The 20357-nt window shown below is 67.5% G+C and carries 15 protein-coding genes, 1 tRNA gene and 1 pseudogene; 11 read left to right on the plus strand and 6 right to left on the minus strand.

The window, feature by feature from the left end; translation table 11 throughout:
• Positions 1 to 182: 182 nt before the first annotated feature.
• The 4 genes from tmk (at position 183) to ABZ565_RS19160 (ending at position 6686) form a co-directional block, all read left to right on the plus strand.
• A complete protein-coding gene (gene tmk, locus ABZ565_RS19145; RefSeq protein WP_361027850.1) occupies positions 183 to 3509 on the plus strand; it encodes a dTMP kinase in 3327 nt (1108 codons plus the stop codon).
• Between the two features lie 150 nt (positions 3510 to 3659).
• On the plus strand, positions 3660 to 4865 hold the full coding sequence (locus ABZ565_RS19150) for a DNA polymerase III subunit delta' (protein ID WP_361027853.1): 1206 nt from the start codon (positions 3660 to 3662) through the stop codon (positions 4863 to 4865).
• A gap of 97 nt (positions 4866 to 4962) precedes the next feature.
• Entirely contained in the window at positions 4963 to 6513 is a 1551-nt protein-coding gene (locus ABZ565_RS19155; RefSeq protein ID WP_361027856.1) for an alpha/beta hydrolase, read from the plus strand.
• 99 nt (positions 6514 to 6612) lie between these two features.
• Positions 6613 to 6686 (plus strand) — tRNA-Thr (locus tag ABZ565_RS19160).
• 127 nt (positions 6687 to 6813) lie between these two features.
• Here the strand turns inward: ABZ565_RS19160 and ABZ565_RS19165 are convergent.
• The 3 genes and pseudogenes from ABZ565_RS19165 to ABZ565_RS19175 all read right to left on the minus strand — a co-directional run.
• Positions 6814 to 7774, minus strand: a pseudogene (locus tag ABZ565_RS19165) (site-specific integrase); the annotation flags it as partial.
• Positions 7775 to 8473: 699 nt separating this feature from the next.
• A complete protein-coding gene (locus ABZ565_RS19170; RefSeq protein ID WP_361027859.1) occupies positions 8474 to 8890 on the minus strand; it encodes an NUDIX hydrolase in 417 nt (138 codons plus the stop codon).
• The gene (locus ABZ565_RS19175) at positions 8887 to 9546 is read right to left on the minus strand and encodes an NUDIX hydrolase (protein WP_361027862.1); all 660 of its coding nucleotides are present in this window, start codon (positions 9544 to 9546) and stop codon (positions 8887 to 8889) included. The genes ABZ565_RS19170 and ABZ565_RS19175 overlap by 4 nt, the downstream gene beginning before the upstream one ends.
• Before the next feature lie 406 nt (positions 9547 to 9952).
• On the opposite strand from ABZ565_RS19175, the gene ABZ565_RS19180 reads away from it, so the two are divergent.
• The 7 genes from ABZ565_RS19180 (at position 9953) to ABZ565_RS19210 (ending at position 15219) form a co-directional block, all read left to right on the plus strand.
• Positions 9953 to 10462 carry a nucleoside-diphosphate kinase gene (locus tag ABZ565_RS19180; protein ID WP_073963933.1) on the plus strand — a complete coding sequence of 170 codons (510 nt, stop codon included), beginning with the start codon at positions 9953 to 9955 and terminating at the stop codon, positions 10460 to 10462.
• Between the two features lie 80 nt (positions 10463 to 10542).
• The gene (locus ABZ565_RS19185) at positions 10543 to 10842 is read left to right on the plus strand and encodes a hypothetical protein (protein ID WP_361027866.1); all 300 of its coding nucleotides are present in this window, start codon (positions 10543 to 10545) and stop codon (positions 10840 to 10842) included.
• Between the two features lie 150 nt (positions 10843 to 10992).
• Positions 10993 to 11577, plus strand: coding sequence for a CYTH domain-containing protein (locus ABZ565_RS19190; protein ID WP_361027869.1), 585 nt, complete (start codon positions 10993 to 10995; stop codon positions 11575 to 11577).
• A 39-nt stretch (positions 11578 to 11616) separates the two neighbouring features.
• Entirely contained in the window at positions 11617 to 12381 is a 765-nt protein-coding gene (locus ABZ565_RS19195) for a hypothetical protein (protein WP_361027872.1), read from the plus strand.
• Positions 12382 to 12383: 2 nt separating this feature from the next.
• A complete protein-coding gene (locus ABZ565_RS19200) occupies positions 12384 to 13778 on the plus strand; it encodes a hypothetical protein (protein ID WP_361027875.1) in 1395 nt (464 codons plus the stop codon).
• Positions 13779 to 13837: 59 nt separating this feature from the next.
• Positions 13838 to 14575 carry a methyltransferase domain-containing protein gene (locus ABZ565_RS19205; protein WP_361027878.1) on the plus strand — a complete coding sequence of 246 codons (738 nt, stop codon included), beginning with the start codon at positions 13838 to 13840 and terminating at the stop codon, positions 14573 to 14575.
• A 119-nt stretch (positions 14576 to 14694) separates the two neighbouring features.
• Entirely contained in the window at positions 14695 to 15219 is a 525-nt protein-coding gene (locus tag ABZ565_RS19210) for an ATP-binding protein (protein ID WP_361027881.1), read from the plus strand.
• 83 nt (positions 15220 to 15302) lie between these two features.
• Here the strand turns inward: ABZ565_RS19210 and ABZ565_RS19215 are convergent, their stop codons facing one another.
• Genes ABZ565_RS19215 through ABZ565_RS19225 form a run of 3 tightly spaced genes read right to left on the minus strand, consistent with a single transcriptional unit; the run spans position 15303 to position 19964 of the window.
• A complete protein-coding gene (locus ABZ565_RS19215; RefSeq protein WP_361027884.1) occupies positions 15303 to 16505 on the minus strand; it encodes a DNA adenine methylase in 1203 nt (400 codons plus the stop codon).
• Between the two features lie 45 nt (positions 16506 to 16550).
• Positions 16551 to 17924, minus strand: coding sequence for a hypothetical protein (locus ABZ565_RS19220; protein ID WP_361027887.1), 1374 nt, complete (start codon positions 17922 to 17924; stop codon positions 16551 to 16553).
• 42 nt (positions 17925 to 17966) lie between these two features.
• A complete protein-coding gene (locus ABZ565_RS19225; RefSeq protein ID WP_361027890.1) occupies positions 17967 to 19964 on the minus strand; it encodes a DUF87 domain-containing protein in 1998 nt (665 codons plus the stop codon).
• Positions 19965 to 20357: the final 393 nt, after the last annotated feature.

Raw genomic sequence — 20357 nt, forward strand, 5'->3', positions numbered from 1 at the left:
CTGTGCCCCGGGCCTCGCGCCTCAAACGCCGGCGGGGCTTGGTTTCGCGGCGGGGCGGACCAGGGCTGTGCCCCGGGCCCCGCGCTTCAAACGCCGGCGGGGCTGGGTGGTGCGGCGAGGCTGGGTGGGTGTTTGTTCGGGTGGGGGCACGGGGGATGTGGGTGTCCCGTTAGGCTGGGCGGATGACGCGAGCCGAGCAGCCTACGGTCGTGAGCCCCACCTCCGACGCACTTGCCGCAGACTCACGCGAGCGCGCCGTACGAGCCCTGTTGCGTGTTCCTCCGCTGAAGCGGTTGTGGAGCGCACAGCTCGTCGGCAGTACCGGCGATGCACTCGCCCTTCTCGTGCTGGTGCTGCTGTCGCTGCAAGCGGCGGTTCTCGAGGGCTCATTCGGGACCGGATACCGGGGGGCGGCCTTTGCCGTCGCCGCCGTGTTCGGGGCCCGGATTATTTCCACCCTGTTCTTCGGAGCCGTACTTCTCGGGCCGTTGACGTCGCTCACCGCGCCCGGGGGGCCGGTCGACCGGCGGTGGCTGATGATCGGCACCGACGGGCTGCGACTCCTGCTGCTCGTCGTCGCGCCCCTGTGGATCGACTGGACGCCCTCCCACGCGCTCATGATGATCCTCGTCACCGTCTTCGTGGCCGGGGCTGCCGAACGGCTCTGGACCGTCGCCAAGGAGAGCGCGGCGCCCGCGCTGCTGCCCGCCCCGCCGATCGAGGGCGCCGCCGTGCGCCCGCTGCCGGACCACCTCGACGCACTGCGCCGGCTGTCCCTGCGTACGGACTTCGCGGCCGTTCCCCTCGCCGCGGCCGTCCTGCTGGTCGCCACGGTGATCGGCAGCCTGCTGGGCTCCGGCCTGGACTGGTTCTCCTTCCATCAGGCGGCCCTCGGCTCGTACGTCGCGGCCGGGCTGTTCTCCGCCTCCATCTCCATCCTGTACTTCCTGGAACTGCCCGGTACGCAGACGCCCCGTCCGCGCTCGCCCCTGGAGGGGTTGCGCCGGCCGTCCGCGGGGAACGGCCCGGACAAGGGACGCACCGGTTCCATCCCGCTGGTCGTCGCCACCTGCGCGGCGGTCGCCGGTGCCATCGCGGCCGCGGCCGCCGTCGCCGTGCTGCACGCCAGCGACCTCGGCGGCGGGCCCGTCACCCTCGCCCTGCTGGTCCTCGCCCTCACCGGCGGTACGGGTGTGGGCATCCGTACGGCGGGGAAGGTGCTGCCCACCCTGTCGCGGCGGCGGATGCTCTCGTTCGCCACCGCCGTCACGGGCATCGCCCTCCTGGCAATGGGCCTCGTCCCGGACACCGCGACCGTCGTCCTGCTCGCCGTACTCGCCGGCTACGCGGCGGGCGTCGCCGCGAACACCGGTCATGTCCTCGTCGACCAGGAGACCGAGGAGGCCCGCCGGACCAGGATCGCCGAGCACCTCCAGGCCGTCGTCCGGGTCCTCATCGCCCTCGGTGCGGTCGGCGGCCCCCTGGTCGCCGCGGCCATCGGCACCCACCGGCTGACCATCGGCGACTTCGTCTTCGCGCACGGCGGCGCCGCGTTCACCCTGATGCTGGTCGGTGCGCTGCTGCTGCCCGTCGCGGTCATCGTCCTCGCGAAGACGGACGACCGCTCCGGGGTACCGCTCCGGCGCGACCTGCGCGAGGCGCTGCGCGGCGGCGATCCGGCCGTCGCGCCCGCCGCGAACGGCTTCTTCATCGCCCTGGAGGGCGGCGACGGAGCCGGCAAGTCCACGCAGGTCGAGGCGCTCGCCGAGTGGATCCGGGCCAAGGGCCACGAGGTCGTCGTCACCCGTGAGCCGGGTGCCACCCCGGTCGGCAAGCGGCTGCGGTCCATCCTGCTCGACGTGTCGTCGGCCGGGCTCTCCAACCGGGCCGAGGCCCTGCTGTACGCCGCCGACCGCGCCGAGCACGTCGACTCGGTCGTCCGCCCGGCCCTGGAGCGCGGCGCCGTCGTCATCTCCGACCGCTACATCGACTCGTCCGTCGCCTACCAGGGTGCGGGCCGCGATCTGGCGCCCACCGAGATCGCCCGCATCTCGCGCTGGGCGACGAGCGGCCTCGTACCCCACCTGACCGTCCTCCTGGACGTCGCGCCCGAGACCGCGAGGGAACGGTTCACCGAGGCGCCCGACCGGCTGGAGTCCGAGCCGCCCGAGTTCCACGCCCGGGTGCGTTCCGGCTTCCTGACCCTGGCCGCCGCCGACCCGACGCGCTACCTCGTGGTGGACGCCGGGCAGGAACCCGAGGCCATCACCACGGTCGTACGCCACCGCCTCGACCAGGTCCTGCCGCTCTCCGAGGCCGAGATCAAGGCCCGCGAGGAGGCCCGCAGAGCCGCTGAGGAAGAGGCCAGGCGCCGCGCCGAGGAAGAGGCCGCCCGCAAGGCCGAGGAGGAGCGCCTGGAGCGCGAGCGGCAGGAACAGCTCGCCAAGCTCCGCGCCGAGGAGGAGGAGCGCAAGCGCCGCGAGGAGGAGGAAGCGCGCCGGCGCGAGGCCGAGCGCCAGGCAGAGGAAGCCCGGCAGCGCGCCGAGGAGGCCAGGCGCCGCGCCGAGGAGGAGGCCGCCCGCAAGGCCGAGGAGGAGCGGCAGCGTGCCGAGGAGGCCCGCCGCGTCGCGGAGGCCGAGCGCGTGCGCCGCGAGGCCGAGGAAGCGGCGTACGAAGCGGAGCAGGCGCGACTGCGCCGGCAGGCGGAGGAGGAGTCCCGCCTGCGCAAGGAGGCCGAGGCCGCGCGGCTGGAGAAGCAGCGCAAGGCCGAGGAGGCCCTGATCCGGGCCGAGGGCGCCCGCCGCCAGGCCGAGACGGAGGCCCGGGCGAAGGCCGAGGCCGAAGCGGCTGCCGCCGAGGAGCGTGCCCGTGAGCGGGCCGCCCGCGAGGAGGAGGCCCGCGCCCTGGCCGCGCGGCAGGAGGCCCGCGCCCGGGCCGCCCGGGAGGAGGAATCCCGGCTGCGGCAGGACTCCGGGGGTTCGCCGGAAGCCAAGGGTTCCGGCAGCGGCGACGAGGCCGCGGGGCCCGACAACGAGCTGACCGTGCCCACGCCGATCGTCGACCCGAACGAGATCACGCAGCCCGTGCCCGCACCCGTGGATCCGGCGTCCGGCCCCGGCCGGGGCCGCGGCGGGCCCCGGCCGTCCGACCAGGACGAGACGACCGTGATCCCGAAGTTCTCGGACGACTCCGACGAGACGACCGTGCTGCCCGCCGTGCCGGACACCGGGCGCGGTGGCGGCGTACGGGAGCCCGACCCGGCCGACCGCGTGCCGCGCGGCATCTTCCGGGACGAGCGGCCGGCGGAGGGCGACAACGAGCGCACCCGTGAGCTGCCGCAGATCACCGACCCGCACGCCGAGCAGCAGCGATCCCGGCGCCCCCGGCCCGACTGGGCGGAGGAGACCCCGCTCGACGACCTGCCCAGCCTGGCCGACGAACTGCTGGGCGGTTACGAGGACGAGGGCCCGGAGTCGTCGGGCGGCCGGGGACGGCGGCCGCGCCGCTGACCGGTCCGGTGACCGGCTGAAGTACGCCGATGGCCCCGCGCCCTCCACGGGTGCGGGGCCATCGGCGTCCGCGTTGTCGGACCCGTCCCTCACAATGGGAGACCGGATCGACGCGAGCCACACGTCGAGCGAAGCGGAAGGCGGTGCCCCATGTCCGTGTGGGACGACCTGGTCGGCCAGGACCGGGTGCAGGAGCAGCTGGGCGCCGCCGCCCGGGACGCCGACGTGCTGGTCACCGCCGCCGCGGCGGGGGAGCCGGTGCCGCCCGGCTCGAAGATGACGCACGCCTGGCTGTTCACCGGCCCGCCGGGCTCCGGGCGCTCCACCGCCGCCCGGGCCTTCGCCGCCGCGCTCCAGTGCACCAGCCCCGACCGCGCGCTGGGCGGGGCGCCGGGCTGCGGCTTCTGCGACGGCTGCCACACCAGCCTCATCGGTACGCACGCGGACGTCGACGTGATCCGCACCGACCTGCTCTCCATCGGTGTGAAGGAGACCCGTGAGCTGGTGCGCCGTGCCCAGCTCTCGCCTGCGGTCGGGCGCTGGCAGGTCATCGTCATGGAGGACGCCGACCGCCTCACCGAGGGCGCGGGCAACGTCCTGCTGAAGGCGGTCGAGGAGCCCGCCCCGCGCACGGTGTGGCTGCTGTGCGCGCCCTCGCTGGAGGACGTGCTGCCGACGATCCGGTCGCGGTGCCGCCACCTCACCCTGCGTACGCCGCCGGTCGACGCGGTCGCCGACGTCCTGGTCCGCCGGGACGGCATCGACCCGGAGCGGGCCGCCGCCGCGGCCCGCGCCACCCAGGGGCACATCGGCCGGGCGCGCCGCCTCGCCACGGACGAGCGGGCCCGGGCGCGCCGGGCCGCAGTGCTGAAGCTGCCGCTGCGCGTCGAGGACATCGGAGGGTGCCTCAAGGCGGCGCAGGAGCTGATCGACACCGCGACCGAGGACGCGAAGCAGGCGTCCGAGGAGGTGGACGCGAAGGAAACGGAGGACATGAAGGCGGCGCTCGGTGCCGCCGCCGGGGGGCGCATGCCGCGCGGGACGGCCGGGGTGATGAAGGAGCTGGAGGACAGGCAGAAGCGCCGCAAGACCCGCACCCAGCGCGACAGCCTCGATCTGGCGCTCACCGAGCTGACCGGCTTCTACCGCGATGTGCTCGCCCTGCAGTTCGGCTCGCGGATCGCGATAGCCAACGCCGACGCCGAGGACGCCCTGGATCGCGTCGCGCGCTCGTCCACCCCGGAGCGCACGCTGCGCCGGATCGAGGCGGTGTCGGCCTGCCGCCGCGCCCTGGACCGCAATGTGGCGCCGCTGCTGGCGGTGGAGGCGATGACCATGGCGCTGCGCGCGGGCTGAGGCGCTGGGCGCACCACCGGTTGCTGAGTGGGTTCGCCGATTCACCCGAAAGAGCAAGGAACCGGGTGAACGGCGGGGCTGCGGCTACGCTCCGGGCATGGACACCAGGCGCCCGTTCCGCACTCTCGCCCTCACGCTCGGCACTGCCGGCCTGCTCGTCTCGGGGTGCAGCGGCGGAGGATCGTCGTCGGGAGCCACGTCCTCCGCCGGCGCGGCGTCCGCGTCGCCCTCGGCCGTCCCGGCCGGCCTGAAGCCGTACTACGGGCAGCACCTCAGCTGGCGGGACTGCGGTGTCAGCGGCTTCCAGTGCACGACGATGAAGGCGCCGCTGGACTACGCGAAGCCGGACGGCGGCGAGATCAAGCTGGCCGTCTCGCGCAAGAAGGCGACCGGTCCCGGCAAGCGGATCGGTTCCCTCCTGGTGAACCCGGGCGGTCCCGGCGGATCGGCCATCGGCTACCTCCAGGGCTACGCGGGGATCGGCTACCCCGCCCAGGTGCGGGCCCGCTACGACATGGTGGCCATCGACCCGCGGGGGGTGGCGCGCAGCGAGCCCGTCGAGTGCCTGACCGGGCCGCAGATGGACGCGTACACACAGGTGGACCAGACCCCGGACGACGATGCCGAGGTCACGAAGCTGAGTGGCGCCTTCGAGAAGTTCGCCTCGGGCTGTGAGAAGCGCTCGGGCGAGGTCCTGCCGCATGTCTCGACCGTGGAGACGGCACGCGACATGGACATGCTGCGCGCCCTGCTCGGCGACGAGCGCCTGAACTACGTGGGGGCGTCGTACGGGACGTTCCTCGGGGCGACCTACGCCGAGCTGTTCCCCGGCCGCACCGGCCGCCTGGTCCTCGACGGGGCGATGGACCCCTCGCTCACGTCGGTGGAGATGAACCGGGCACAGACGGCGGGTTTCGAGACGGCGTTCCAGTCGTTCGCGAAGGACTGCGTGAAGCAGGCGGACTGCCCGCTCGGGAGCACGTCCGCCTCCGACGCGGCGGACCGCCTGAAGAAGCTCTTCGCCGACCTCGACGAGGACCCGATCCCGACGGGGGAGTCGCGCGAGCTGGGCGAATCGCTCGCCACGACGGGCGTCATCGCCGCCATGTACGACGAGTCGGCCTGGCCCCAGCTGCGCGAGGCGCTGACCGGCGCCGAGTCGGGCGACGGCTCCGGGCTGCTGGCCCTGGCCGACAGCTACTACGAGCGCGAGCCGAGCGGTAAGTACACCAATCTGATGTTCGCCAACGCCGCGGTGAACTGCCTCGACCTCCCACCCGCCTTCAGCGGCCCCGAGGCCGTCGAGAAGGCCCTCCCCTCCTTCGAGAAGGCGTCCCCGGTCTTCGGCAGGGGCTTCGCCTGGGCGGCCCTGAACTGCGCCCACTGGCCCGTCCCCGCCACCGGCACCGCCCACCGCATCGAGGCCGAGGGCGCCGCCCCCATCGTCGTCGTCGGCACCACCCGCGACCCGGCCACCCCGTACGCCTGGGCGGAGTCCCTGGCCGACCAGCTGTCCTCGGGCACCCTCCTCACCTACGAGGGCGACGGCCACACGGCGTACGGACGCGGCAGCGACTGCATCGACACGGCGATCAACACGTACCTCCTGGAGGGCACCCCGCCGGCCGAGGGCAAGAAGTGCACCTGACCTGCACGAACGCCCCCGAAGCGGGGTGGTTCGGAGCACCCACGGAAACTGTGTAGACTTGGCGTCGCTGCTGATCGCATCATGGTGCGAACAGGGCGCGCCGCCTTAGCTCAGTTGGCCAGAGCAACGCACTCGTAATGCGTAGGTCTCGGGTTCGAATCCCGAAGGCGGCTCGGAATTACCCCAGGACTCACTCGCCGTGACCTGGGGTTTTTTCATGTCCGCGCATGCCGGGCCGCACGACGGAGATGCCATGGAAGTGCTTGCGTGAGCGATGCGTGAGCGGAGCGGCTCGGGGGCCTACTTCTTGGGCTTCCTGCGCTTGGCCTTCTTGCCCACCTCGGCCTGGGCTTTCGCCCCATCCTTGGGCTTGCCGCCCTTTGCCTTGCTGGCGTTCTTGGCCGCAGCCTTCTTGGCCTTCTTGTTCGCGGCCTTGCGTGCCGCTTTCTCGGCCTCGGCCTTGCGCTGGAGAGGGACGAGCTTCGCGGTGGCCTCAGCGGCGCTCCTGCCGACGTGAGGCAGGACGCTCTGGTAGATGTCCCGCGTGATCCGGGTGTCGCTGTGCCCGAGCGTGTCCGACACGATGTCGATGTCTATGTCGGCGGCCAGCATGAGGGTTCCAGCGCCGTGGCGCAGGTCGTGCAATCGGATCGGCGGAAGGCCGGAGGCGACGACCACGCGCTCGAAGAGCTCGGTCACCTTGCCGGGGTGGAGCCAGGAGCCGTCTTCCTGCGTGAAGACGTGACCGGTGTCGACCCAGGCCGAGCCCCACTCCTTGTGGTCCGCGTTCTGCCGCTCGCGGTGCCGCTTCAGGACGTCGACGGTGTCGTCGTCGAGCGCGAACACGCGGGAGCCGCTGCCGGCCTTGGGGCCGGACCCCTCCACTTCCCAGCCTTCCTGCACGAGTTGGGAGGGGACGGTGAGGAAGTGGGTGTCGAGGTTCGTTTCCGACCACGACTGCCCGCATGCCTCGCCACGGCGGAGGCCGGGGAAGGCGATGAGATGCCACATCGCGTACAGCCGGTCCTCGGCGACGAAGACGAGGAAGGCACTGGTCTGCTGAGGAGTCCAGACCATCACGGGAGACGGCTTCTCGCCCGTCTGCTCCCACTGGGCGACCCTGTCCGATCGCATCATTCAGGGCCGCGCGGAGCCTGGCCTTGACGTGCAGCCGCGTAGCTGGACTGGCGACGCGTCGGAAAGGCGGCATCTCGTCGATCGCGGCCTTCATCGCCTTGCGGCGGGCGCGGTTCCCGACGCCCAGCAGCCCGCCACAACCCCAGCTCACGCCAGTGGGTCACGCCGACCTCGCCGGTGACCTCTCCGGGGTTTGTGAGAGCAGCGGGGCGTCGAGATAGTCCTGCATTGGCTCCAACAACAGCAGGCGGCACACCGTCGGCCCTTACGGGCCTTACGAGCGATCCGTGGTCATGACGTCAACATCGGGGTGGCGCGACACGCATCTCTTACCCTTCGACGTAGCTATCACGTGGCCTTCATCCCGCCTGACTGAAACCGGCGGTCGCAAAACGTCACGCAGAGCCCCAACCAGGCGCCGAGGCAAGGAAGACAAGATGAGTTTCATCGCGAAGTTCGACAGCGGCACCTGTCCGAGGTGCCGCGCGCCGATCGCGGCTGGCGAGGAGATCGAGACCTACAGCGTGGGCCGGATCAATCGGTATGAGCACGTGCTCTGCCCGAAGACGGCAGATGTGACCTGCAGCATCTGTAGCGGAAGGTGGATCGAGTGTGACTGTCCCTGAGCGCCAAGTGGGCGCCCGCTGCCGCCTTCCGCGAACTCACTGCCGTCCTCGCACGGCGTGCGCCAGAGCGGCTGGTCCGCCGCCTCGGGACCGTCGGACGGGGCCAGGGGGCTTCCGAGCGCTGTGCAGGGGCTTGTGGGCCTCTTCGTAGCGCCCATGGACAGCGCGATACAGACGCTGGCTCTGCCCCCTTAGAGTCAGCCAGAGTTCAGGATCGCATCCAGATACTCCTGCACTGGTTCGTACAGTCCGTACGGCACGTACCTCGGGATCTCGCCGTGGGCGACCCAGGCCAGTTCGGCCAACTCCTCGGCGTCCGAGACATATGCCGTTCCCTCCAGTACCTGGCATGCGGTGTACGACATCAGCCGGCCCGTCTTCGGGTGGACGCGCTCGCCGAGCAGCTTGACCGCCTCGACGGTCAGCCCTGTCTCCTCCTGGGTTTCCCGTACGGCGGCGGCCTCACCTTCCTCGCCGGGCTCGACCTCCCCGGCGGGGAACTGCCAGGAGAGCTGCCCCTCGCTCACCCGGCGGCGGACCATGAGCACACGGCCTTCGTGAACGACGATGGCGGCGGCGATGCCCGGCCGCGCGTCCGTGGTCTGCTGCGTCACGTCTGCTCCTCCAGGGCGGCCAGGATGGGTGGGAAGATCGTATCGACGGAGATGAAGCGGGGCACCGCGTTTCTGGGCACCCACATCACGTCGATGTTCTCCGCGGTGTCGCTGTTGGTGGCTTCGCCCGCCAGGTATTCGCAGAGGAAGTACTCACACAGGACACCGGTGGCCGGGTGCAGTCGGTTCCCGAGATGCTTGCGTACCGCGCAGTGGATCCCTGTCTCGTCCAACGTCTCGCGCACCGTGGTGGTCTCTGCCTTTCCGCCGGGCTTGATGACACCAGCCGGAAACTGCCACGTGATCCCCGCAGCGTCGCTGTCCCGACGGCAGACCAGAAGGACGTCGCTGTCGCGGACGACCACCGCGATGGCCACGCGCAGTGCCTGCGCACCGGGTGGGACTGAGTCCGACGGCGGCTGCTCCTTCGCCAGTAGAAGCGCGAAGCGCTGACGTGCGGCGGGCGGGGCCTGCTCGTGCGCAGTGTCGAGCAGTTGCTGCATCTCCTGGCGAGGCATCACAGACGCGTCGGCATGCCAGGCCGCCACCGTCCTGACGGCAATGCCCAGGTGAGCGGCGAATTGTTCGTTCCCGAGCCGCAGAGCGGACTGCAGCAGGCACGCGTACCGGCCACTCCAGCGCTCGACCACGTCCACAAGGACTGCCCCCTCATCGCTGTCTCAGTGCAGAAGCTTCGTCAGGTCGTACTGCACTCCTACTGCACCGGCACTGCATTGGCTCGCGCTAAGAGCGCCGGAAGAATCGAAGTCATCGGGAGCCGGGGAAGTCGCTGCTCATAGCTCGGCACCTGAGAGAAGTGCAAGACGCGCGAAAGCCGCCGGATGACCGTAGGGAGATTCTAGGTGCGCTCGCTCAGCGGATAACAGATATGGGCAAGTTGGCCAGAACGGGACGCTGGGGACCGGCCCCCTCCACGCGGATGATCGCCATGCTGGCGCCTTGACTGCACGTCTGAACCATCCGGTCAGCGCCGGTAACCTCATCAGACGACGGCTGATAGCACGTCATGTTCGTTATCTGGCAAGGCGAAAGGGAAAGTCAATGGCCGAGGTTCAGGCACACACTGTCGAGCGCACGCTCGTCCTGCTCAAGCCCGATGCGCTGGCGCGTGGCCTGGCAGGAAGGGTCATCTCGCGGTTCGAGGACGCGGCACTGAAGATCGTCGGCACGAAGATGAAGTGGATGGACGAGGAGTTCACCCGCAAGCACTACTTCGACCTGGAGGAGCGGCTGGGGGCCGAGGTCTACAACGTCACCTCGACGTTCATGCAGCAGGGGCCGGTCATCGCCCTGGTGCTGGAAGGCTTCGACGCAATCGCGACGGTCCGCAAGATCGTCGGTAGCACGTACCCGAACCAGGCTCCGGCCGGCACGGTGCGGGGAGATCTGTCCCACTACAGCTCGGGGGCCAGCATCGCCTCCGGCAAGGCGGTCGCGAACCTCGTACACGCTTCCGGAAACGCGGAGGAGGCCAAGCAGGAAGTGGAGCTGTGGTTCGAGAAGGACGAACTGCAGGACTACAAGACGCTGGCCGAGATCTACACCTACTAGCAGCGGGGCACGGCGTCACTGCGGGGATGCCTGGGCGTTGATCACTACTGGGGCACCACCGTTTGAACCGAGAGGGCACCATGACGAACCAGACCCGCCTTGCCTCCACCGACGAGCTGGAGTCGATCTTCCAGCGCGAGCTGGCGACCGACCGCTGGGCGGCCACCGAGACCGCTTACGCCCTGGCCGTACGCCATCGTGACCTGGGTGACTGGCCCGCGTCGCGCGAATGGGTGCAGCAGTGCTTGCGTCTGCTGGAGGATTTCCCCAGCGAGACGGAGGAGCAGGTCGCCACCAGCCGCACCTCGGTAGGAGGAGTCTCGCTGCCGACCTACCTGCACTCGGGAATCGTCGAGGCACGTTTCGGCGACCTCGGCTGAGACCTACCGATTGACCTGGGTGATGCGGCTGGCACCTGCAGCGGCCGCATCACCCAGCTTGACAACCAAACTCATAGCGGCCCCGACCGGACCGCACCGCACGACGAGGTCCGGCTGGCTTCGCCATGTCCGAAACAAGGAGACAGGCCCGTGGCCATCGAGATCGAGATGCGTGCCCGCTTCACCAAGGCGACCCACGACCAGCTCGTCACCCGCTTGAAGACGGACGGCGAGGACCTGGGCACCGACGACAAGCACATCTACTTCTACGTGCTGCCCAACCAACTCCTGAAGGTCACGGACAACACGGCCGCAGGTACCGCCAAGATCACCCTCAAGGGGAGCAAGATCGGGCAGGGAGCGGCCTTCGCGGAAACCGAGTTCGCCATCGCCCCCGCCGACGTTCCCGCCGCGGTGCAGGTATTCAACGCCCTCGGGTTCGACACGTCCATGCACGAGGCGTTCAACTTCCGTCACAACTTCCGCTTCGATGACGTCGAAATCGCGGTCAAGTGGAGTGAGGCGTGGGGCTACCACGCCGAGTTCGAGATCCTGCTGGAGGACGGGGCCTCGGACGCCGCCCGCACCGAGGCCGAGGCCAGGATCACGGACGTCGCTGAGGCGCTCGGCGTGACGCTGATGACGGAGCAGGAGCTGGCCGACTTCACCGCCGCCTTCGAGGCAGCCGAGAAGGAACGCAAGGAGCGCGAACAGCAGGCCGCGCCGATCCGGTAGGGAACATCACCGCGGAGACCACCAAGGGGGTGGGCACGAGTGAGCACGACCCCGCTGACCGCAAGTCTGATCGACCTGGCTGCCCGAGGGCAGCTCCCGCTCCACCAGCACATGGACCACGCCACCGCCGCATGGATCAGCGACCACAGGCCGGACCTCCCGCCGACGCCGGCACCGGTCCTGCGCCCACAGTCGAAGGAACTGCTCGTGCACGGCGGAATGCCGACACGATGGTGGGCAGACCCCCGGCTGTACACGTCGCTCCACGGCGTGCGGCACGCCATGAGGACGGCGGCGCTGGCCGCCGTCCTCGCCGAGGCGAATGGCCTCGACGACGCCGACGCCACCACGGCGATCCTCGCCGCCGCCGTACATGACTGCCAGCGACGCAACGACCAAGAGGACCGCGGGCATGGCGCCCGCGCGGCCGTCTGGCTCGCGGCGAACGCCGACGCCGTCTGGGGATACTTCGGCCTCGCCGTCACACCACGGCGGATCGTGCAGGCGGCCACGGCCGTACGGCTGCACGATCTCCCGTACAAGGAGTTCGCGGCCGACGACAAGGCCGACCACGCCCGCGCCGAGCGCATCACCGACGTGGTCAAGGCCGCCGACGCCCTGGACCGCTACCGCTTGCCCAAGCTCAAGTGGTGGCCCGACTCCCGGTACGTACGGGAACCCGCCTTCGAGCAGCTGCGTGGGCTCGCCTTCGACTTGGTCCTGGTCTCGGAGCGGGCTTACCTCACCGGGGCCAGCAGCCCCGCAGCCGTCCGCTACGCGCTCGCCGAGAAGGGCCTGGTCTGACCATGGACTTCCTCGACGCCTACCACCTGTGGGCCGACGCACATGCCTTCTTCGACTCTGCTCTCATCCCGAGCGTCACCAACCACGCCGCGCCACTCGGCGCCAACACCACGGCGTGGGAGAGACGCCTTGCCGAGGACACCCCGAACGGACACCTGCTGCGGCAGAACGCTCTCTTCGAGGCCCTCAGCGGAAACGGCAAACTGCACCTGCTGCACGTCACCCACGCCCTGGAGGAGATCAGCCGACAGGGCGTCCTCTACCCGTCGGGCGGCTGCCTTGTCGGAAGCATCTACTGCGCGCCGCTCACCGAGACCGAGCAGGGCTTCCGTATGCACAACCTCGGCGCCTACGTTCTGACCAAGGAGGCGCCGACCTTCTTGGCCAAGCTCGGCGTCACCGATCGGGTACCCACCCCACTGATCTTCGAGATTGACACCCCGCCGCAGGCGTATCGCGGGCTCGCCGGCGTGGACTACCTGCGGATGGGCCTCATCCACCTGCAGATCTACAGCCACCTCGAGTACCTGCTGAGCAAGAACGAACGCCACCAGCTGCGCGAGACCATCGTCAGCCGGGTCAAGAACTCGGCCGCGTTCCTCGCCTCCGCTGCCGCGGTCGCCTACCAGGGCACCCAGGTCGATGCCGAGCCGTTCCTCAAGCTGCTCGACGAGACGATCCCGCGCCTGCCGATCCTCGGCTACCTGTACTTCGAAGTGGTCGCCGAGTACCTGATGCTCCACTCGACGTCTCACCACACCCGGCGCTTGGCCGAGCTCGGCGAGCTGAACAACTGGCTGTACAAGGAGATGCTGTTTGCCTCCTTCCCCGCCATGGCCGGCAAGTTCGACCTCGCGAGGTTCCGTCCCCGTCCGAAGCAGCTGGCCGCGCTCATCCACCGAGTCGACCCGACCATCGACACCGGCCACGCGAGCGCGTACCTGGTCGAGCGGATCAGCTACCTCGTCGCCGCCCGCCTCTTCGCGCCCGGCGATGCACCCGAAGCCTGGCACCACAGGCGCTGGGAGTTCGACTCCCTGGCCACCCAGCTCGGACCGCTCCTCGGCCACCTCATCCACCGGGAACTGCGCACCTTCGGCCGCTACCCCGACTTCTACTTCTACTTCGACCAGCACAAGGCGCTGCAAGCCTGGAACTACTGGAACCACATGGACATCGTCGTCCCGTTCAACGGCACGATGCCCAAGGGCGAGATCGGCATCAACCCGGCCTACCCCAACCTCGACTACCGCGTCTGGCGCGCCGAGCAGGACGACACCGGCCACCTCCACCCGGCCGAAGAGCTCGCGCTGACCATTGCCCCGCGACTGGTGGACATCAAGTACACCCTCATGCGCAACAACCAGTGGACCGCCCCCGCGCCCAGCGCCGCCTGACACCGCCGCCACCTGCGGCACACCCCACCCCGAGCAACCTCACACGCAGGAGATCCGTGATGAGTCCCTCCGGCATGCCCTCCATCGACCTCCTCGGCGAGCAGATCGCCTCGGTTCTCGCCGACCCCGCCACCACCCACGGCCTTGCACGCACCCTCCGGGCCGCCGCCAAGGAGATCGAGCTCCACCGCTACTACCACGCCAGCCGACGCGCCTGGCCCAACGGCCGCATCGACGACAAGCCCGCCAAGGTCCAGATCGGCGGCGGAGCCCACCGCATCGACGGCTTCTTCAACATCGACCTCGTTCCGCCGGCCGACCTCCTCTGGGACATCCGCGAGGGCATCCCCCTCGAGAACGACAGCACCGACGAGATCTTCTCCGAGCACTTCCTGGAGCACATCGACTACCCGCGCTCGGCCAAGCACTACGTCCGCGAGGCACACCGCGTCCTCGTGCCGGGCGGCCGGATCATCACCGGCGTTCCCGACGCCGCCTTCGCCCTGAGCCAGCACCCCGGCCCCCTGGACGCCACCGACGAGACGATCGAGCGCTGGTACGCCAAGCGCGACTGCCGCGGCGACATCAACACGCGGCTCGACCTCGTGAACCTCGTCTTCCGCGACCAGGACGACGACCCGATCTACACCCCGCACCTCTGGGCCTACGACCACGAGAAGCTCGTCCAGCTCTTCACCGAGGCCGGCTTCACCACCGTCGAGCCATGGACGTTCGACCCCACCGTGGCCAACCCGAAGCGCCGCTGGGGCAGCGTCTACGTCGTCGCCACGAAGTAAGCCCCCTCAAACAGCCCGCGAGGCCGAGACGCCCCGTCTTCAGCTGCCCGGCCTCGCGGGCCTCCACCCACGCCACAGCGCCGCACCCACCCGGCCACGCCGCCGAGGGAGCCACCCACATGAACCAGGTCCCACCGCCCATCAGCGAGCTGACCCTCGCCGCCACCCCCAACGCCGTCGGCTGGGCCCGTCGCCGCACGGTCGACATCCTCCAGCGCTGGCGCTTCCCCGACGAGGGCATCGAAGTCGCCCGGCTCCTCGTCTCGGAGCTGGCTACTAACGCGATCCAGCACGCACGCCCCGCGAAGACGACGGAAGCGGCCGCTCATTCCGTCGGCATCGGCACGATCGTGCTCATGCTCTGGCCCACCGACGGCGGCATCATCCTGGCGGTCAGTGACCCTGACCCGCGACCGCCGGCACCTCGCGCCAGTGATGCCAGCGCCACAGGGGGCCGCGGACTCGTCCTCATCCAGACCATGGCCAGCCGCTGGGGCTACTCACCCACGCAGCCCCCCGGGAAGACCGTCTGGGCAGAGGTTCCCGCTCGTCCCAGCGACGCCCTGGGTGAACCGGGTTGCGGTGGCCGGTATGGCGCCCCGATGCTCATCGGCCGAGTCCCGACCGCCTTGCGCGAGCTGTAGTCGGGCGATCACGCCGCGGCGAAGGGTCCCCAGTCAGGAGTCGCGTACACCTGTGCCTCTTCGCGCTGAATCCCGAGGGCGCGCTACGGCAAGCGAAGCTGTTCGTCCAGTGGCACGGTCGCTGGAGGAAGCGTGGTGATCAGCAATTCCTCGGCTGACCTCTTTCCGGAACGTCCAGCTGCCGAGTAGCGCGTGGCGACCAATCTCTTGGTAATCCGCCACTGCCGCACGCCGAGAATCTCGCGATCGACTTCTGACGGAGTCATTCTGGATTGCGCGTAAAGCCACTTACTCTGCATAAGCATGGGGTGATTATCGTAGCTTAGCAGCCAGCGGAACTGTGCCCTCGTTCGCAGGTAGCTTGCGAGACTAAGGTGAAGTGGGTCAGCGGACGTCTCGACGCTCGAACCACCGCCGTAACCGCCACGGGGGTCGAACGAAGTTCGGTACAAAAGGGAAGATTTTTCGATATATGGGGGATCTAGATAGGCAACCACGCGAGACGGTAGGAGTTGCGGATAATGCTCGGGAACATCATCCAGGGTCTGCCGCCAGTCCTTGCACCATACGTCTACTAGACGCCCGATATCGTAGAGATGGCCAACATACCTAAGTCGATCGGCGAGTGCATCGGGGTTCCAGCGACATCCAATGGGGTAGTTGCTGGTCTGAGCGCGACCCCCAATAGGTCCAGCCTTGCCGTGCAAGATACCGGAAAAAGTGGTTCGATTAAGGAACAGGCATTGCGTGGCCATGCTGAGGCGGCGATCCTGCGATGTCATCGCCGGACGCGGAGACCATGCGCGCCAGTAATCCCATCGGCTTACGGCCGAGGCGCCACCATCGCGAACATACCTCTTCCATTCCTCGTGCATTCGGTCGATGAGCTGCTCGGTGTCGGCGGCGGCAGCTTGCCAAAATGCCGTAACAAGAGGGTCGGCGTCTGCGAGTAGAATGCGGTCTACGATTCCCTCGCCGATGGATCGCAATGAGGCTGACGCACCGCCAGCGAAGGGCTCGACTAGAAGGTTTACCTCGGGAACCTCCCGAGACTGTTTCGCTGATGTAATCACTCGCGAAATCACTGGAGCTAGTGAGGACTTGGCGCCTGGATAGCGCAAGGGGGACTGATAACGCCCCTGGGAGAGTGCGTGGGAGATGGGCTCCAACTGCTGGGGCAGCGGGCGCGTATGGGTATGGATCGCCTCGTCGGCACCGAAGAAGGTGGCAAACCGGGCAAGGCCGCTTGCGGCGGTAGTAGTCGCCGACGAGGTCACAGAGGTCACCTGCCTATCTTGCCGGACGGGTGAGTGATCCGGAACATGATTGACCTACCGCTTGAAGTACGTGGGTGGTTGGACCGCCTGGAGGTGGGGCTTCAGGCCAGGGATGTTCTGCTGGGCCATCATCGTCAAGACTGAGCGTCCCACGCCGAGAGGTAGCGCCGCGGCCGAGTGTGCCAGAGCGATGGGCACGACGGCATGCCGATACATGCGAGTCCTCAGAGAGTCAAGAACCTCACATATCAGGCGGAGCGTCGGATATGCCTCCCACCCCTCCACTTCGGGGCGGTTGCCGTCGTACGGCGATAGCCCCGATCTAGGGAGAACCGTGATGACTAGAGCGTCGCCGGTTCGAGTGCGGTAGATGAAGCGGCGTCCATAGAATTCGTCCACGCCGTACTCGTTACCTTCGGGACGTCCGGAGATCCTATTGATGTAGGCGTTGGTAAGCCGCATGACGTGACCCGGCGGAATTAGATCCTTGATCAATTCCGCATGTTCAACGAAGGCGCCCGACTTCTCGATTCCGACAATAAGAGGAGGAGTGATCCCCTGATCTGTGCACCAGTCGCTCAAGTTGCCGAGGTGTTCCTCGAACCTTCGCTTGAGCGGGGCGAGCGGGCCGAACAAAGCCAGCGGCCCATCAGTGATGAAGAGGGTGTGACGGAGAACCTCTGGAGCGGTATCGGCGAAGAAATTCAAGTAGCACACCGACATCAGTCGCTCGGCCACGTTCATGACGCGCCCGAGCGGAGTGAAGTTTGAACCCTCTACGTTGTATTCTTCGTGGGTTCGTAGCACATCCGAGAGGTAAAGGTGTGCGTTGCAGGCGGGGCATGAGCCGCCTTGTTTTCCAGCCGAAAGTGCGAGGCTGCTCCCCGCCTTTTGTCCACACCCAGGGCAGACGCGCAGGCCGATCTCGGACGCCGGCTTGCCGCGCGTGCCGTGCAGTGCGAGAAGTCCATCTGCGAGGGTCATCTCGGTGCTGGAGTCGAAACGGGAACTGTGAAGAAAGTCGTTGAGTTCCACGCGCCAGGTGTCCACGCCGCTCATACCCGGGCGAGTCAGTTGAGATCCGGGTAGAGCGACGTCGAAGGCATATTCAGAATGAGATTTGCGAACCTCACGTGGGTCGATGTGCTTTACTCGTGAAAGGCTGCGAAAGGCATCCAGCCGAACCACGGAACCCGCAACCCGGAGATAACCGACCTTTACGGTTGGATGGTCACGGGTGGTGTCCACTTCGGTGTCCGAGCCGTCGACGGTAATGGAGAAATCAACTTCATCAAGCTTACCGACGAGGGGCAAGTCTTCGAGGGCTGAACACAGTTCAGCAATGCCATCCTTGCCGTTGGGGCGAGCGCTGGTGATGGTCCAGCGCTGGAGGGCAGCCTTTACGGCTTCGTTCCTCGCCGTCTCCACGTGGCCAAGCCTGGAAGCCTTCTCGCCATCGTAGGGCACGAGTTACTCGCTTTCGATCGTGACATCGACATGTGCCAAGCCGGCTGCATTGCGGGCAGCGTTCACCATGGCGTGGTCGAACTTGGAGATCTGCACCGGAACGATGTACTTTCCCGAGTAGGTCTTCATGCGAACGAATCCGACGTCTTCTGCTCGAATGATGCTCGGAGCCCATACCTTGAAGTCGTAGTAGTGAGACAGCTCTCGCGTTTCGTGGTCAGAGTTGAGATGGGCGATCAGCCAGTTTGACGTGTTCGAGAGCATTCGCTTGTCAACGGATGTGACTTCCTGCGTAGCGTAAATGAGCCCCATCCGATACTTCGCGGCTTCCTTTGACAGGCGCACCCATGGGTCATCGGCCACCTCTCGCCCGCTGCGCTCAAATAGGTTGTGCGCCTCTTCGACGATGATCTGCATATCCACCGGATCGCGGTCGTCGCGGAATCGCTCTCCCGCCCGGTTCAGCAAATGGGTGACGATACGCTCGGACATGACCTTGGCTACTTGGTCGTTTCCGCTGGAGAGGTCAACAATCGCAAGTCGACCTTCCTGCATGTCGTGCCACAAATGCTCGGCAACATCGCCTGCCGACTGAGGGGCGTGAAATGGGCGAATGGTGCGAATGGCGGACGTTACGCCAGTGTACTTATAGACGCCCCAAATGGCGCTGAAGTGGCAATCCTGGGTGTCATGCCATTTGGGAAATTCGCTTTCCCTTTCGCCCACCCATTCGGCAAGTTGTAGCGCTCCCGAAGGGCTGTTGACGCGATAGGAGCCCGGTCGAACCTGCGAAACAGCCGCAGGGTGCACGGTAATGAAGTCCTGAATAGGGGCTGGGGCGACGACTACGAGATCCTGCGGCAGCCTTGCTGCCTCGAAGCCGCACTTGGACAGGAGCCCGAAGAAGGCGACCATGGCCCACCCCCAGCGGGCGTGCTTGCTGCGATCGTTTTGGTCGGGTTCGGAGAGGACCGCTGACCGGAAGCTCTTGCCGTAATTGGTATTGACCGGAACGGTTGCTTCACTGACGAGACTCCAGGCGGCTTCCAGGACCTCGAGGTCATAGAAGTTGATGCGCAGTGGCTTCTCCCGGTTGTCTGAGGCGTTGGGATCTACCTTGTAGATCCGCACCGTGCTCTCATTGTCTCCGAGAAGGCGAAGGCCCGTGCGGTCTTGCTTATTGACGTTCGCGTACTCACCCTGGGGGTCAAAGATCAATTGACCGATCGAGCGCTCGTGCTCCGAACCGTACCGGTGGACCGCTGTTACTAGTGTCTTGATCGTGTTGGATTTTCCGGTCCTGGTCATACCGAACACAGCAGTCTTTCGACCGACGAAGTCGGAGACATTGATGTGAGCCTCCGCCTTGTCGGTGCCGGCGATCAGAGCCTTGCGTCGTGTAGCGGCAAATCGAACCTTTCCGATTGAAAGGGCATCCTTTTTGTCGGTGGGCTCAGGGTAGGACGCAAGCCATGACAAGACTTGAATCGATGGAAGGAAGACTTGGTAGCGCGCAGAGACGACTACGTTGTCGATGTCTGCCCCGAACTCGATCGCGGCTTCGCGTCCCTCGGTCTCGGTGTAGAAGGTGCCCAAAACTTCGCAGTCGAAGGCTGACTGCTGGAGCTCGTTTCGTGTCAGCACATCGGTGACATCGTCGAATCCGACCCCCGATGCACCTGCGTCGCGAACGACTGCCAGTCGAGTTTGAATGAGTTCTGACTCGTTGGGCAGTGGCGCAGTGCCGCGGACTCGAAGCAGGATGATCTCTTGATCTTCGAGTATGAAACCGGATTCTGTGTTGTCTCCCGCGACGGCAAGAAGGAAGCCGCCCCTCGGAACTCCCCCGGCCTTCTCCTTCTTGAAGTCATCGGTCAGCACCACGGCTGAGTCGTAGTCCAGGCGGTAGATACCGCCGACCGGTACGCAGCCCCTGTTGATCAGCGCAGTCAGTGGCTTCTTGAGTTCGACCGACTGGGACAGCCCCTGAGTGATGCTCAACGCGTCTCGCCCCTCTACCAGCCATGCCGGTGGAGGCGCGGCTGCGGTGTGGATGTGGTCCAGAGTCGTTTTGGACGGTACACGCGACCACTGACAAAAGTAGGCCATACGGCGGATGTTGGCGGCAGGTCAGCAGGACCGGCCGCGAGTGCTTGGCTGTGCCGCGTCGCGCCGTCGACTGGAGGTACTGGATCAGATCCGATGGGTTGCTGCCCGGTGCGGCGGCATCGGGATGCCGCGGTCCGGGTTGTCTGCGGCACGACCGGGAACCTGCGGCTTCGCGGTCGCCGGACGCTCTTCTTGCGTGAGCGCTGCGTGAGCGGACTGGGTGGCACCAGGGCGGACAAGCCGTCTTGCTGATCAAGGCCGCAAGCTTCTGATCAGCGCAAACGG

This window comes from Streptomyces sp. NPDC016469 (assembly GCF_040632905.1).
GTDB lineage: Bacteria > Actinomycetota > Actinomycetes > Streptomycetales > Streptomycetaceae > Streptomyces.